The sequence below is a fragment of the Lysinibacillus telephonicus genome (assembly GCF_003966145.1).
Lineage (GTDB): Bacteria > Bacillota > Bacilli > Bacillales_A > Planococcaceae > Ureibacillus > Ureibacillus telephonicus.
This window is the reverse complement of the sequence record NZ_RXNR01000015.1, coordinates 1-16,381: the sequence shown is the minus strand read 5'-3', so window position 1 is coordinate 16,381 and position 16,381 is coordinate 1. Positions and strand designations below refer to the sequence as shown.

Annotated in this window: 12 protein-coding genes; all 12 read left to right on the top strand. The window is 37.2% G+C overall.

Features of this window, described 5'->3' with window-relative positions; translation table 11 throughout:
• Nucleotides 1-135 precede the first annotated feature (135 nt).
• The 12 genes from EKG35_RS07090 (at nucleotide 136) to EKG35_RS07035 (ending at nucleotide 16,215) form a co-directional block, all read left to right on the top strand.
• The gene (locus EKG35_RS07090) at nucleotides 136-1,983 is read left to right on the top strand and encodes a bifunctional homocysteine S-methyltransferase/methylenetetrahydrofolate reductase (protein WP_126293747.1); all 1,848 of its coding nucleotides are present in this window, start codon (nucleotides 136-138) and stop codon (nucleotides 1,981-1,983) included.
• A complete protein-coding gene (gene metH, locus EKG35_RS07085) occupies nucleotides 1,976-5,407 on the top strand; it encodes a methionine synthase (protein ID WP_126293746.1) in 3,432 nt (1,143 codons plus the stop codon). Before EKG35_RS07090 ends, metH begins: the two co-directional genes overlap by 8 nt.
• Nucleotides 5,408-5,573: 166 nt before the next feature.
• The gene (locus EKG35_RS07080; protein WP_246020247.1) at nucleotides 5,574-7,157 is read left to right on the top strand and encodes an ABC transporter substrate-binding protein; all 1,584 of its coding nucleotides are present in this window, start codon (nucleotides 5,574-5,576) and stop codon (nucleotides 7,155-7,157) included.
• A 264-nt stretch (nucleotides 7,158-7,421) separates the two neighbouring features.
• The gene (locus EKG35_RS07075; protein ID WP_126293745.1) at nucleotides 7,422-8,339 is read left to right on the top strand and encodes an ABC transporter permease; all 918 of its coding nucleotides are present in this window, start codon (nucleotides 7,422-7,424) and stop codon (nucleotides 8,337-8,339) included.
• An 11-nt stretch (nucleotides 8,340-8,350) separates the two neighbouring features.
• Nucleotides 8,351-9,247, top strand: a complete 897-nt coding sequence (locus EKG35_RS07070; protein ID WP_126293744.1) for an ABC transporter permease — start codon at nucleotides 8,351-8,353, stop codon at nucleotides 9,245-9,247.
• Nucleotides 9,248-9,259: 12 nt separating this feature from the next.
• Nucleotides 9,260-10,252, top strand: coding sequence for an ABC transporter ATP-binding protein (locus EKG35_RS07065; protein WP_126293743.1), 993 nt, complete (start codon nucleotides 9,260-9,262; stop codon nucleotides 10,250-10,252).
• Nucleotides 10,249-11,241, top strand: a complete 993-nt coding sequence (locus EKG35_RS07060) for an ABC transporter ATP-binding protein (protein WP_126293742.1) — start codon at nucleotides 10,249-10,251, stop codon at nucleotides 11,239-11,241. The genes EKG35_RS07065 and EKG35_RS07060 overlap by 4 nt, the downstream gene beginning before the upstream one ends.
• Nucleotides 11,242-11,270: 29 nt before the next feature.
• Nucleotides 11,271-12,422, top strand: a complete 1,152-nt coding sequence (locus EKG35_RS07055) for a M20 family metallopeptidase (protein WP_126293741.1) — start codon at nucleotides 11,271-11,273, stop codon at nucleotides 12,420-12,422.
• A gap of 17 nt (nucleotides 12,423-12,439) precedes the next feature.
• On the top strand, nucleotides 12,440-12,952 hold the full coding sequence (locus EKG35_RS07050) for a GNAT family N-acetyltransferase (protein WP_126293740.1): 513 nt from the start codon (nucleotides 12,440-12,442) through the stop codon (nucleotides 12,950-12,952).
• Between the two features lie 174 nt (nucleotides 12,953-13,126).
• Nucleotides 13,127-14,173 carry a Delta(5) desaturase DesA gene (desA, locus tag EKG35_RS07045; RefSeq protein WP_185807674.1) on the top strand — a complete coding sequence of 349 codons (1,047 nt, stop codon included), beginning with the start codon at nucleotides 13,127-13,129 and terminating at the stop codon, nucleotides 14,171-14,173.
• Between the two features lie 307 nt (nucleotides 14,174-14,480).
• Nucleotides 14,481-15,605 (top strand): sensor histidine kinase, encoded by a 1,125-nt coding sequence (locus EKG35_RS07040; RefSeq protein WP_185807668.1) that lies wholly within the window; start codon nucleotides 14,481-14,483, stop codon nucleotides 15,603-15,605.
• Nucleotide 15,606: 1 nt separating this feature from the next.
• Nucleotides 15,607-16,215 (top strand): response regulator transcription factor, encoded by a 609-nt coding sequence (locus EKG35_RS07035; protein WP_126293738.1) that lies wholly within the window; start codon nucleotides 15,607-15,609, stop codon nucleotides 16,213-16,215.
• The last annotated feature ends 166 nt before the right edge of the window (nucleotides 16,216-16,381 follow it).

Here is a 16,381-nt window from a genome sequence, read left to right as displayed (position 1 = left end):
GAGGAGTAAACGGCGGTATAAGGGTCAAGCAAAAGCATAATATTACGTTTAAGATGCATAGCTTTAGGAGTTTATGCTTTTCTCGTAAAGAGACAGAATTTTTTAAAAGTAACCGATGGGGGATGAGTGAAAGAAATGAGATTATTGGAAGCTTTAAAATCAAAAGTTTTAACTGCAGATGGTGCAATGGGAACACTATTATATTCGTATGGACTAGATAATTGTCATGAAGAAATGAATCTCGTAAAGCCTGACGTAATTGAAAAGATTCATAGAGAATATATTGCAGCTGGAGCAGATGTCATCCAAACGAATACATATGGTGCGAATGCGATTAAGCTTGCACGCTATGGACTTGAATCGAAAGTTGTAGAAATAAATGCAGCCGCAATTGCAATAGCAAAAAATGCTGTTTCAAATGGAAACCAATTTATTGTTGGTTCAATCGGGGGCATTCGAGGAGTTCGAAAGAGTGATTCTACTTTAGAAGAAATATTAGCATCGGTTCGAGTTCAAGCAGAAGTATTAATTAATGGCGGTTTAGACGGTCTATTATTAGAAACGTATTATGATTTTGAAGAATTATCAGAAACTATAAAAATGCTGCGTATTATAACTGATATACCGATTATCGCTCAGGTTTCGATGCATGAACCTGGTGTTTTACAAAATGGGCTCCGATTGAATGCTGCATTAAATGAACTAGAGAGTATTGGGGCGGATGTAGTTGGTGTGAACTGCAGGCTAGGACCGTATCATACAATACAAGCATTTGAAGGTGTAGAGCTTCCCGAAAACGCGTATTTATCAGCATATCCCAATGCATCGTTATTAGATATAGAAGATGGTCGTGTCATTTATGAGTCAGAGGTCGATTATTTTGCGCGTGCATCTGTTCAATTACGAAATCAAGGTGTTCGTTTAATAGGCGGATGCTGTGGTACGACGCCAAAACATATTGAATCTGTAAAGAAGAAACTGGAAAAACTAAAGCCTGTTGAATCGAAAGAGACTAAACTGCAACAAGAGATCTTTATACAGGATCCAGAACCGCGTAAGCTTGAGCCACTTCATGAAAAAGCGAAGCGGGAGCGTTCAATTATTGTGGAGCTTGATACTCCAAGGCATTTAGAAATTGACCCCTTTGTAGAGGGGGCAAAGGCGCTTTACGATGAAGGTGCGGATATTATTATGATGGCAGATAATTCACTTGCTTCCCCTCGCATCAGCAATATTGCCATGGGATCAATTTTAAAATTGCAGCATGGTATTCGTACAATGCCGCATATTACTTGCCGAGATCGAAATTTGATTGGGCTGCAATCTCATCTTATGGGGTTAAATGCATTAGGTTTACACGATATTTTAGCAGTTACAGGCGACCCGACAAAAGTAGGGGATTTCCCAGGAGCAACAAGTGTTTATGATGTTTCATCCATGGAGTTAATCTCGTTAATTAAGCAATTAAATGAAGGGATATCTTTCTCAGGTAAAACATTGAGAAAAAAAGCAAACTTCTCAGTTGCCGCTGCGTTTAACCCAAATGTTCGTGTGATTGACAGAGCTGTAAGCAGGCTAGAAAAGAAAATTGAACATGGAGCAGATTATTTTATTTCCCAACCTGTTTATTCAAAAGAAAAAATCGTAGAAATTTATGAGGCAACAAAACATATAGAGGCGCCTATTTATATTGGAATAATGCCGTTAACTAGTTTCCGCAGCGCGGAATTCTTACATCATGAGGTTCCTGGTATTAAGCTTTCTGATGAAGTGTTGGAAAGAATGAAAGCTTGTGAAGGGGATAAAATTCGTGAGGCGCAAGAGGGAGTTGCAATAGCAAAAGAGTTATTAGATACAGCTGTTCAGCATTTCAATGGTATATATTTAATTACTCCATTTTTACGATACGATTTAACAATACAACTAATGCAATATATCAAACAACTTGATGAGCAAAATAAAGGGGTAAAGGTAAATGTTTAACCATCCGATAGAAGCACAATTGCAAAAACGCATCTTAATTATTGATGGTGCAATGGGAACGATGCTGCAGCAAGCAAATTTAACAGCAGAAGATTTTGGCGGAGAAGAATTAGAAGGTTGTAATGAAAATCTAGTACTAACAAGGCCAGATGTTTTAACAAATATTCATCGTGCTTATTTAGAAGCCGGTGCTGATATTATTTGTACAAATACGTTCGGCGGGACACCGCTTGTATTAAATGAATATAATTTAGGACATAAAGCTGAGGAAATCAATAAACGTGCGGTAGAACTAGCGTTAGCAGCTGTAGATGAGTTTTCAACAGATGAATGGCCTCGTTTTGTTGCAGGAGCGATTGGACCAACAACAAAGACACTATCAGTAACTGGAGGAATTACATTTGATGAATTAACGGAGAACTTTTATGTCCAGGCGAAAGCATTAATCGATGCTGGTGCACATTTACTTCTACTTGAAACGAGCCAAGATATGTTAAATGTAAAAGCAGCGTCCCTTGCTGTAAATCGCGCTTTTGAAGAAACTGGAAAGAAACTGCCGATTATGGTTTCAGCAACGATTGAACCGATGGGAACTACACTTGCTGGTCAAACGATCGAAGCATTTTACATTTCAATTGAACATATTAAGCCGCTTTCCATCGGACTAAACTGTGCTACTGGTCCAGAATTTATGACCGACCATATTCGTTCATTATCGGATTTGTCAACAAGCTATATAAGCTGTTATCCAAATGCCGGACTGCCAGACGAAGAAGGGCATTATCACGAAACACCAGATTCACTATCTATTAAACTACGAGGTTTTGCAGATAAAGGCTGGCTTAATATTGTAGGAGGCTGTTGTGGAACAACGCCTGATCATATTAAAGCTATTCGGGAAGCAGTTGATGGATACGCACCAAGAGCACTTCCGGAACAAACACATGGCCATGCTGTTTCAGGAATTGATCCGCTATTATACGACGATTCGATGCGCCCGTTATTTATCGGTGAACGTACAAACGTCATTGGTTCTCGCAAATTTAAGCAATTAATTATTGACGGGAAATTTGAAGAGGCAGCAGAAATTGCACGTGCTCAAGTGAAAAATGGAGCTCATGTTATTGATATTTGTTTAGCGAACCCGGATCGTGATGAGTTGGAAGATATGCGCAATTTCATGCAAGAGGTTGTGAAAAAAGTAAAGGTTCCTTTAGTAATTGACTCTACTGATGAACGTGTTATTGAGGAAGCATTGAAATATTCCCAAGGGAAAGCAATTATTAACTCAATCAATCTTGAAGATGGTGAAGAACGATTTGATGCGGTCATGCCGATTGTCAAAAAGTATGGTGCATCCATCGTAGTTGGAACAATTGATGAAGAGGGAATGGCTGTAACGCGTCAAAGAAAGCTGGAAGTTGCACAACGATCTTATCAATTATTAACGGAAAAATGGGGTATCGACCCAGAGGATATTATATTCGATCCGCTTGTTTTCCCTGTTGGAACAGGTGACGAGCAATATATAGGAGCGGCGGAAGAAACAATCGAAGGGATTAGGTTAATTAAAGAAAAATTCCCCAAAGCATTGACGGTGCTTGGTGTAAGTAATGTTTCATTTGGATTGCCTCCAGTAGGTCGTGAAGTATTAAACGCTGTCTTTTTATATCACTGTACACAGGCTGGATTAGATTATGCAATTGTAAATACAGAGAAATTAGAGCGTTATGCGTCAATTCCAGAAGAAGAAATAGAGCTTGCGAATGATTTAATCTTCAATACAAATGATGAAACACTCGCCGTATTTACTGATTTTTATCGTGATAAGAAGAAAGAGAAATCTGTAGCCAATATTCCTGCAACGGTGGAAGAACGTCTTGCTTATTATATCGTTGAAGGAACAAAGGAAGGGTTAATCCCAGATTTAGAGGAAGCTAGAAAGATGTTTGATACGCCATTGGATATTATTAATGGTCCTTTAATGAAAGGGATGGCGGAAGTTGGTCGACTCTTTAATGATAATCAATTAATTGTTGCTGAAGTATTGCAAAGTGCTGGCGTGATGAAGGCTGCCGTTGCTCATTTAGAGCAGTATATGGAAAAATCAGATGAGAGTGCAGGAAAAGGCAAAATTGTACTTGCTACCGTAAAAGGTGATGTGCACGATATTGGGAAAAACCTTGTTGACATCATTTTAAGCAACAATGGCTACAAGGTTGTAGATCTTGGCATCAAAGTTACACCTGCCCAGTTAATAGAAGCAATTCGAAAAGAACAGCCTGATTTTGTTGGGTTGTCGGGATTGCTTGTTAAATCAGCACAGCAAATGGTGTTAACGGCACAGGACTTTAAGGAAGCTAATATAGATGTGCCAATATTAGTTGGAGGAGCGGCATTATCAAAGCGATTTACTGAAACGAAAATTGCTGCTGAATATGATGGTCCTGTTATTTATTCAAAAGATGCGATGCAAGGGTTGGAGCATGCAAATCGTTTAATTGATGTGAAGGAGAGAGAAGCATTTTTACAGGAGCTTCGAGAATCACGGGAAAAACGCATGCTTGCAGATGAGAAACGCGCGGCTAGACCCGCAATAGAACGTACTGAAAAAGCGGTAAAGACAGTTGAGGATGCACCAGTCTTCAAACCAAAGGATTTAATACAGCACATTAAACGCAACTATTCTGTTGCTCACTTGCAGCCGTATGTCAACATGCGTACATTAATTGGTCATCATTTAGGCTTAAAAGGCAATGTGGAAAATCTATTAGCAGAAAAGGATGAACGTGCTACAGAATTATACAATCTAGTTAGTGGTTATTTGAATTCAGATTTACTAAAGCCATCTGGAATGTACCAATTCTTCCCTGCTCAAGCTGATGGTGATGATGTTGTCATTTATAGTCCGGAAGATGGCAAAACGGAAATTGAAAGATTCCATTTCCCTCGACAAAAAGAAGCGCCTTATCTATGTCTTTCTGACTTCTTAAAAACAGTAGAAAGCGGTGAAATGGATTATATCTCTTTAATGGTTGTAACTGCTGGTCATGGAGTTAAAGATGCAGCAGATGAGTTAAAAGAGCAAGGCAAATTTTTAGAAAGCCATGCATTGCTTGCAACGGCGTTGGAACTTGCAGAAGGATTCGCTGAACGTTTACACCAAGAAATTCGTGATGTATGGGGCTTCCCAGATGCTACTGACTTTACGATGCGGGAACGTTTTGCAGCAAAATATCAAGGACAGCGATTCTCCTTTGGCTATCCTGCATGCCCTAATTTAGAGGATCAAGAAAAGCTATTTAAATTGCTGCAGCCTGAGCAAATCGGCGTTCAATTAACTGAAGGCTATATGATGGAACCAGAGGCAAGTGTTTCAGCCATTGTCTTTGCACATCCAAACGCAAGATATTTTAATGTATAATTAAAAAACTGACCATGGAATGGGCTGTTCAGAAATATCTGGACAGCTTTTTTCATGGTTTTACTTTTTATGCATAAAATGAAATTTTATAAGAATATATTAAGTAAACAACTCAGAGTTAAAGAATTGTAGATGTAGCAAGAAAATTATTGAGGGGAGGAAATGTGTGAAAAAGATAATATGTTTTTTGCCATTCATGTTTGTCTTGATCGTATTAGCTGCTTGTACGAATAATTCATCAACCGAGAATGAACAGCCCGCTGAAACAGAGGAAGGCACAAAGGAAACTGGGACAACTTCTAATGGGGAAAGCAAGGAATTAACGATTGCCATAGGATCTGACATGCTAGGATTTGATATTCATAACCATAACAATACATCGACTGAATCTATACATCAAAATATGTTTGATTATTTATTTAAACGCGATGAGAACAATGAATTACAGCCTTGGCTGGCCGAATCTTATGAAATTCTCGATGATATGACAATTGAGATTAAATTAAAACAAGGTGTTAAATTCCATAATGGAGATGAATTCAAGGCAGAAGACGTGAAGTTCACGTTAGAACGTGTAGCAACTGATGAAACATTGAAAGAAAATCCAAATTATAAGCAAATTAAAGAAGTGAAAATTATTGATGATTATACAGTGCAAATTATTACACATGCCCCGGAACCATCTATCATTCACCGACTGTCACGTTTAGGTTCGGGAATGTTGCCAAAAAAATATATTGAAGAAAATGGCTGGGATTATTTCTTAGAGAACCCTATTGGTACAGGGCCTTATAAATATGTAGAGTGGGTTCGAGATGATCGAATTGTTATGGAGCCATTCGAGGATTACTTCCAGGGGAAAGTGGGAGAATGGGATAAAGTAACATTCCGTATTATTCCTGAAGATTCAACACGAGTTTCGGAACTATTGACTGGAGGAGTGGATATTGCAACAAATATTCCTCCAGCTGATTGGGAACGTGTAGAAAGTAATGAAGGAACATCGCTAAAACAAGAAGTTTCAAATCGAACACTTTTCATTGTTCTCCGTGCTACGGAAGGCTATCCAACTGCTGATGTTCGAGTGCGGCAAGCTATTGATTATGCAATAGATGATGGAACTTTAACTGAATTCGCTCTACAAGGAGCTGGGATTCCAACACTTTCAATGGTGGGACCAGGAAACTTTGGCCATGAAGCAAGTTTGTATGATACTTACAACTATGACTTGGAAAAGGCAAAACAATTACTTGAAGAAGCTGGATATTCGGATGGGTTTGAAATGACGCTGCATGCTCCGAAAGGGCGTTATTTACAAGATGCTGAAGTAGCAGAGTTAATCGTCGGTATGCTTGCTCAAGTAGGTATAACAGTTAACCTAGAATTCATGGAATGGAGTAACTTTGTTGAGCTGCGTAATGCAAATGAAAACAAGGATGCATATTTATTGGGATTAGGAAACTCTATGTATGATGGGGCTTATTCTGTAGACTGGTATCGTTCTACTCGTATGGAGGGACATACGGATTATAAAAACGAAGAGATTGACCAGTTATTAGCAGACTCTCAAGTAAATATGGATCCTGCAACCCGAGAAATACAAATTCAAGAAATCCAGAAAATTGTTGCAGAGGATGTACCTCATATCAATTTATACCTTGAAAAAATTAATACAGGTGTCAGCGACCGTATTAATTTTACGCCAACTTCTGATGAGATGTTGTATGTTCCAACAATAACGAGAAATTAACGAACGATAAGAGGTCAGAGGTAGAGGACGCCTCTGACCTTTCCTTACTTCATAAGAAAGGTTATAAATTTTGAAGCCAATCTTGCGCAAGCCAGCAAGCCCCTCGAGGTCGCCATCTCTTTTGACAAAGAAAAATAGCGCCTTCTTTTGAAGGAGACGTTGCAGCTGTTAAGACTTAAACGAGGTGAGGTATATCGTGCATCGGCATGTTTTGCCTAAGCAGGGTTATAGAATACTTACGCTTTTTTATAAAGGGGGGGAAACATGATTAAATTTTTAATAAAACGGTTGTTGGAATTTATACCAGTATTATTAATTATTTCATTTATTGTCTTTACATTAGTTTTTGTAGCCGGAGATCCAGTTGCCTTGCTATTGCCAGAGGATGCTAGTCAAGAAGATATTGAAAATTTACGTGAAGCTTTAGGCTTAGACAGACCATTTATCGTTCAGTATGGAACTTATTTAAGCGGCTTATTGCAAGGAGACTTTGGCAAATCGTTCCGCTACAATTCTGATGCATTGCCCATTGTACTAGAGCGGTTGCCTGCAACTATCGAACTTGCCCTTAGTGCAATGGTAGTTGCTATTATTATTGCAATTCCAATGGGAGTATGGTCCGCTTCGAAACGAAATTCATTTGTCGATCTATTTGCAACAGGTGGTTCTGTTTTAGGGAAGGCAATGCCAAATTTTTGGTTGGGTATTATGTTAATCTTATTGTTTTCTGTAACCCTCGGATGGTTGCCTGTATCTGGTAGGGGCTCATGGATGCATTTAATTTTACCAGCTATCACTCTTGGGACTGGAATTGCTGCAGAGATGACTAGACTCATCCGATCCAGCATGCTTGAAATTTTAAGTCAGGATTATATTCGAACAGCAAAAAGCAAAGGTTTGCGTAAGTTTCTTGTCATTTATAAACATGCTTTTCGTAATTCTTTAATACCTGTTATAACAATTACCGCTCTTCAAACCTCTACTTTAGTAGGTGGAGCTCTAGTGACAGAAACGGTTTTTTCTTGGCCAGGCCTTGGTCAATTATTAATTCAGGCTATCAATACAAGAGATATGGCAATTGTACAGGCAAGTGTATTTGTTATTGCGATATTAGTAATCTTAATGAATTTAATAGCAGATTTATTATATCGTGTTCTAGATCCGCGTATTAAATATAATTAAGGGGTGATGCTATGACGCTAATTAGAAGTAAAACAGAAACACCGAATACTCAAAAATTATCAATTAGTCTATTAAAATCCCTTTTAAAAAGTAAAACTGGAATTGTCGGTTTTATTATTCTCGTCGCAGTTGTAGTCGTTGCAATATTTGCTCCCATACTAGCCCCATATGATCCTACACTTATAAACCCAACAAAAATGTTAAAGCCACCTTCCTGGATAGAGGGAGGTGATCCTAGTCATCTATTTGGTACAGATAATCTAGGACGAGATATTTTAAGTCGAATTATATACGGTTCCCGTGTTTCATTGCTTGTTGGAATTTCTGCAGTAGTATTAGCAGGAATAATTGGTATGTTGGTTGGATTAGTCGCAGGGTTTTATGGGGGCTGGGTTGACATGATCTTAATGCGGCTTGTGGATTCATTTTTAGCAATTCCTAATATTTTATTTGCTCTTGTGTTTTTGGCTGTTTTTGGTCCAAGTGTACCTACACTTATTATAGTGATTGGCGTTACGAATTGGGTTGCATATGCAAGAATTGTGCGCGGAGAAACGCTGTCTGTTAAGGAAAGAGAGTTTGTTAAAGCAGCTCGGACGATTGGTGTCAAAAATTCACTTATTATAGTACGCCATATATTACCTAATGTTATGTCATCATTTATTGTCATCTCAACGCTAAGTGTAGCCTCTACCATAATTTTAGAAGCCTCTCTTAGCTTTTTAGGGTTAGGCATTCAACCTCCTACCGTTTCATGGGGAGGAATTTTAAGTGATGGACGAGATTATTTGGCAACGAGTTGGTGGCTTGCAACATTGCCTGGGTTAGCAATCACTGTGACAGTACTTGGAATTATCTTTTTAGGCGACTGGCTGCGGGATGTATTAGATCCTAGAACAGAACGATAGGGAGGGGGTTCTATGAGTGAATCAAATGTTGTTTTAAATGTACAACAATTGCATACTTCATTTAAAACGAATTCAGGATATGTTCAATCTGTAAAAGATGTCTCTTTCCAAGTGCAGAAGGGGGAAACATTAGCGATTGTTGGGGAGTCGGGGTCGGGAAAAAGTGTAACTGCACTTTCTATAATGGGACTCATTGAAAAGCCAGGAGTAATTGAAAAAGGAAAAATTGAATTGGAACAAGTTGATCTAACCAAAATCAATGATAAAGAATATCGAAAATTAAGAGGCAATGATATTGCGATGATTTTTCAAGAACCGTTAACCTCATTAAATCCACTCTTTACGATTGGCAATCAAATTGCTGAGGCGATTAAACTGCATCAAGGATTAGATACTAAACAAGCGAAAGTTAACGTCATTGAATTATTGAAACGAGTAGGCATTCCAAGAGCAGAAAAAGTATACTACTCTTACCCTCATACATTAAGTGGGGGAATGCGACAGCGTGTAATGATAGCAATGGCACTAAGTTGCAAGCCGAAGCTATTAATCGCAGATGAACCAACTACTGCATTAGATGTAACGATTCAAGCTCAAATATTAGAGTTAATGAAAAAACTAAAAGATGAAAATAACACTGCCATTATTTTAATTACACATGATTTAGGTGTTGTAGCTGAAATGGCTGATTCTGTTGCTGTAATGTATGCAGGGCAGATTGTAGAATTTGCAGATGTTTTTACTATTTTTGCTGATCCAAAACATCCGTATACACAAGGGCTTTTAAATAGTACACCAAAGTTTTATGAAAAAAACGAAGTATTACAATCGATTAAAGGAACAGTCCCTACATCAAATTCAATGCCGATTGGCTGTAGATTTAACCCTCGCTGTCCTTACGTTACTCAAAAATGCTTAAACGAAAATCCTTCCTTAAAGAAATTAGATTCGGGAAGACAAGTCCGTTGTTGGCTTGTTGAAGAAGAGGGGGAGACTTTAGTATGAAGGATGTGCAAAGTCAAAAAAATATTTTGTTGGATGTTCAAGGATTAAAAAAATACTTTGAAATAAAAGAAGGTTTTTTTAAAACTCAATTATTAAAAGCTGTCGACGAAATTAGCTTCCGAGTATATGAAGGAGAAACTTTAGGCATTGTAGGGGAATCGGGGTGTGGAAAATCAACTACGGGAAATATGCTCATTCATTTGATTGAAAAAACAGGAGGAACAATTGTCTTTGACGGAAAGAATTTTGATGACCTGACAGCCGAAGAAATGAGAAGTTTGCGCAGCGATATTCAAATGATTTTTCAAGACCCCTTCTCCTCCTTGAATCCAAGAATGAAAGTAAAGGAAATTATTAGTGAACCAATCAGGACACATACAAATAAGAGTAAGGAAGAAATTGAACAAGACGTCTATAACTTAATGGAAGCAGTTGGTCTTGATAAATCCTATGCAAATAGGTATCCACATGAATTTAGTGGTGGTCAACGTCAACGGATAGGTATTGCCAGAGCCATTGCATTAAGACCAAAACTTGTCATCTGTGATGAACCAATTTCTGCCTTGGACGTTTCAATTCAAGCGCAAATTTTAAATTTATTAATGAAACTTCAAAAGGATTATCAATTAACATTTATTTTTATTGCTCATGGTTTACCAGCAGTAAAATATATAAGTGATAGAATTGCAGTTATGTACTTAGGAAAAATAGTTGAAATTACAACAAGAGATCAATTATTTGAAAAGCCTTTACACCCTTATACAGTAAGCTTAGTCTCAGCAGTACCGCTGCCAGATCCTACAATAAGAGATGTTCGAAAGAGAATTATATTAGAAGGCGATGTTCCGAGTAATGTGCATCTGCCTTCTGGCTGTCGTTTCCATACACGCTGTCCATTTGCAACTGAGAAATGTAAAATGGAGTCGCCTGAATTAGTTGAACATGAACAAGGGCATGAAGTGGCATGTTTCTATCCTTTAGCAAACTAGAAAGCTCTTAATAGAAAGGAAATGATCTTTTGATTGACTATTTGCAGTCTAAAGAACAGGAAATGTTATTTATGCTTGAAAGGCTTGTTAACAAAGATTCCGGGAGCCACTATAAAAAGGGTGTAGATACAGTTGGAAAAATTCTAAGTAATGAATATAAATTATTAAATTTTAAAGTAGATATTGTAGAGCAAACGGATGTAGGGAATCATTTACTGATACGCCATAAGGATGCAACATCACCAAAGATTGTTATATTGGGGCATTTAGATACTGTTTTTAAAGAGGGAACAGTAAAAGAAAGGCCATTTAAGATTCGCGGCTCAAGAGCATATGGCCCCGGCGTAATTGATATGAAAGGAAGTCATGTAACACTTCTCTATGCATTAAAGGCTTTAATTGAAAGCGGCTGTGAAGAAGCATATAAAAATGTTCATATTATTTATAATAGTGATGAAGAGATTGGCTCCACCACCTCGCATGTATTGATTGAAAATATTGCCCTCGGAAAACAGTATGCATTAATAATGGAGCCAGCCCGTCCTGATGGCTCCTTTGTAAGTGCTAGAAGAGGCGGCGGTCATTATGATTTAAAAATTTATGGAAAAGCTGCACACGCAGGTATAGCACCAGAGGACGGGATTAGTGCAATAGAGGAAATTTCTCATAAAATTATAAAATTACAAAAATTAAATCGAATTCAAGAAGGAATTAATGTTAATGTAGGAATAGTAAAGGGTGGAGAATCAGCTAATGTTATTTGTCCTTACGCAGAAGCAGTTATTGATATTCGAATCGATAAATTGGAGCAGGGGTTAACTATTGATCAAGAAATTAGGGAGATTTGTAAAAAAGCAGATGTGCCGGGTGCCATCATTGAGTTAGAAGGTGGGATTAATCGTTCCCCTATGGTAAAAAATGAAGGAACGGTAAAGCTATTAAAAATGATTCAAGAGGTATGTGAGGAACTTGGACTGCAAATAACGGATGTTTCTACAGGCGGTAATTCAGATGCTTCCTTCACTTCCAATGTAGGAGTTCCAACAATTGATGGTTTAGGGCCAATTGGAGGAAATGCCCATAGCGAGGATGAGTATCTTGAAATACCGTCATTAGTTGAACGCACTTTACTATTATCAAAAATTATTAAACGCTTAAGTGAATGCGAGAATAAAAGCTAGAAGAAGGGGATTTTTAAATGATTAGACCAATGACTAAAGAAGATTTAGCGATAGTAAATGAAATCTATAATGATGCAATTTTAACAACCACAGCTATTTATAAATATGAGCCAGAAACTATAGAGCAGCGTGAACAATGGCTTTCAGTAAAAAAAGACAATGATGACCCGCTCTTTGTATATGAAGAGAATGGGGAGGTAGTTGGTTTTGCTACATTCGGTCCGTTTCGTGCATACCCTGCCTACAAATATACTATTGAGCATTCGGTTTATGTTCATAAAGACCATCATCGAAAAGGAATCGGAACGAAATTAATGAAACATTTAATTGCAGAAGCCGAAAGACGTGAAGTAAAAACAATGGTGGCATGCATTGATGCAGAAAATAAAGGCAGTATTCTTTCCCACGAAAAACTAGGATTTTATTACACAGGAACAATTAAAAATTCGGGCTATAAATTTGGTCGTTGGCTAGACCTAGTTTTTTTACAACTTGACCTAAAGGGTCCAGTAAATCCTAAGGAAAATTAATAGTTAAGAACTATCCTAAATACTATTTTTAGGATAGTTTTTTTATGCAAATTAATTACCTCGTCATATGACATTTGTAATCATTAATATATGATGTTTGCTTCTATCCCGCAATTGCTTCTTTCTTTAAGATTAAACTAATGATATTCGGGAAAGAGGGTAGTTAAATTGGCTATGACCGATGCTGAAAAAACAAAAAAATTACGTAAAGATGTTGCTTCATTTGCAAAATCTGAGATGAAAAAAAGTATCTTTCAAATAATAAATACAATTCTTCCACTTCTTTTTATTTGGGGAGCAGGTTATTATTTACTGCAATATTCACCTTGGTTTACTGTGGTTTGCAGTATCCTTGCCTCAGGTTTTGTTGTTCGTACTTTTATTATTTTTCATGACTGTACACATGGTTCGTTTTTTAAAAGTAAGAAAGCAAATGATTTAGTTGGGAATATTACAGGGATTTTAACTTCATTCCCATATGAAAAATGGAAGAGGGAACACTCGATTCACCATGCTACAAGTTCAAACCTCGATAAGCGGGGTATCGGTGATATTGATATGTTAACAGTTGATGAATATTTGAAAAAATCAAAGCTTGAGCGTTTAGGGTATCGTTTATACCGAAATCCACTTGTCATGTTTGGATTAGGGCCGCTATACATGGTATTAGTGTTAAATCGCCTAAATCGCAAAGATGCGAAGAAGAAGGAACGTTTAAATACGTACTTTGCTAATGGCATATTACTTGTAGCCTGCGTAACGCTTATCTTAATCTTCGGATGGCAGACGTTCTTGCTAGTACACGGACTAACACTATTTATTGCTGGATCACTGGGTATTTGGTTATTTTACATTCAACATACGTACGAAGATTCGTATTTTGAGTACAATGATGAATGGGATTATGTTAAAGCTGCAGTAGAAGGAAGTTCGTATTATAAATTACCAAAACTATTGCAATGGATAACAGGGAATATTGGTTTCCACCATGTCCATCACCTAGCGCCAAGAGTGCCAAACTATAATTTAGAAGCTGCGCATGATTCAATTACTCCATTGCAGCGAGCAACAACGATTACATTAAAAACTAGTGTTGAATCGATCCGTTATAAATTATATGATCCTAAAAATAAGAAGTTCATCTCATTTAAAGAGGTCGAACAAAGCTTACGTTTAAATAATAAAGCCATTCAAGTGAAGAAACGTGCTAGCACCTTGTAGCTCATTTTTGCTAAACGATAGCACCGCTTGTCTACCCGATACTACTCACTTTAAGTGAACTGCAAGAGCTTATTCAAGTGAATGTCCTTTATTGCCTTGTTGAAGGAGTCTTAAGGGAAGAAACACTTAAACTAGACACTCTTAAAGAAATCTTATACGTTAGTAAAAAATGTCCCGAGAGTATTAATACTTAAGGGGCATTCTTAATTTAGAAGATGTAATGACGTTCTTCTTATAGGTGAGATTCTATAAGTAACATCGATTTTTGATATACTAAAGAAAAACTAAGGAAACTGTGGGGAAAATCATGCAAAGCTGGTACACAACATTACCGAAAAACCGGTGGGTAAGCATTTATGTTTGGATTATTTTTTGTATACTGCCATTCTACTTCATTATTCGATCTTATTCATTTATTCAAATTACAATTGGTATTGTTTTAATATTACTTTATTTTCTATCGCATCGTTTCTCTTCCAAATCGAAAAACGGACTTGTATATATGTGGGTAAGCTTTGAGATGGTATTAAACATAGCCATGACATTAATGTTTGGGTATGTTTATCTTTCATTATTTACTGCTTTCTTTATTGGCAATATTAGAAGTACAGTTGGGTTTTATATTATGTATGGCCTGCATATCGGGTTTACAGTGCTTTCCATTGTAGCTGGATACTTTATAAATTTGGAATTATTCCTTTCAGAAACACCTTTTATTATTATTACAGTAATTGGCGTTGTGCTCCTGCCGTTCACCTTATACAGTAAAAATAAGCAGGAGAACCTAGTGGGGCAGCTTGAAACAGCAAAAGAAAGAATTGCAGAACTAATAATTCATGAGGAACGTCAACGAATCGCAAGAGATTTGCATGATACGTTAGGACAAAAGCTTTCAATGATTGGGTTGAAAAGTGATTTAGCTAGTCGACTCGTTACAAAAAACCCGGGGCAAGCTATTCAAGAAATTAGAGATATTCGCCACACTGCAAGTATAGCATTAAAGGAAGTTCGAGAACTTGTCTCACATATGCGTGCAGTGAAACTGAATGAAGAGCTTATAAGAGTCGAAGAAATATTAAAGGCTGCACAAATAGATTATGAAATTATTGGTGATACCGAATCGTTAAATATCCCTGTTTTAGCAGAAAATGTATTGAGTATGTGCTTAAAAGAAGCGATTACGAATGTTGTAAAGCACAGTGGAGCAAAAAATTGTAAAATAACAATAGAACGAAATGATAATGAAGTAATGTTAACTGTTTTAGATAACGGGAAAGGTCTAAAAGAAAAGCTGAATGTTGGAAATGGTTTAAAAGGAATGCAAGAACGTTTGGAGTTTATCAATGGATCACTAACTGTTGAGAATAAAAAAGGAGTAAAACTTATTATTCGTGTGCCATTAGCCATAACACACCAGAAAGGAAGTAAGTGAAATGATTCGAATAGTTATAGCAGAAGATCAAGGCATGTTGCTCGGAGCGATGAAGTCACTGCTTAGTATGGAAGAAGATATGGAAGTTGTAGGGCTTGCAAAGAATGGTGAAGAAGCGATTGCGCTAGTGCAAGAGCTAAAGCCTGATATTTGTATTTTGGATATTGAAATGCCTGTTAAAACTGGATTGGACGCTGCTGAAGAATTAGTTGAGCAAAAGGATTGTAAAATTATTATCTTAACAACATTTGCAAGACCAGGATATTTTGAGCGTGCAAGAAAAGCTGGTGTGCGTGGTTATTTATTGAAAGATAGCCCAATTGAAGAGTTGGTTCATTCAATTCGTGTAATTATGGATGGACGTAGAATTTATGCTCCAGAGTTAGTGGACTTTGTTTATGAGGATGACAGTGAAAATCCTTTAACAGAGAGAGAAAGCCAAGTTTTAGAACTAGTTGCTGAGGGAAAAACAACAAAGGAAATTGCTGCAGAACTATTCCTGTCTGCAGGAACTGTACGAAATTATATCTCCACAATACTTGATAAACTCGGAGCAGGAAATCGTATAGAAGCCATCTCCCGTTTTAGAGAAAAGGGATGGAATAAATAATAGTACTGCTTTAAAATTGGAGACATATTAATACCCATACAAAAAGAGGCTGGGACAAAACCCGTCTCTGATGAAAAAGCCGGTGAAATTTTACGATAAGTAAAATTTCACCGGCTTTGATTATTTTAAATAAAAAATAAGGACCACTTCTGATAAAATTAAGTCA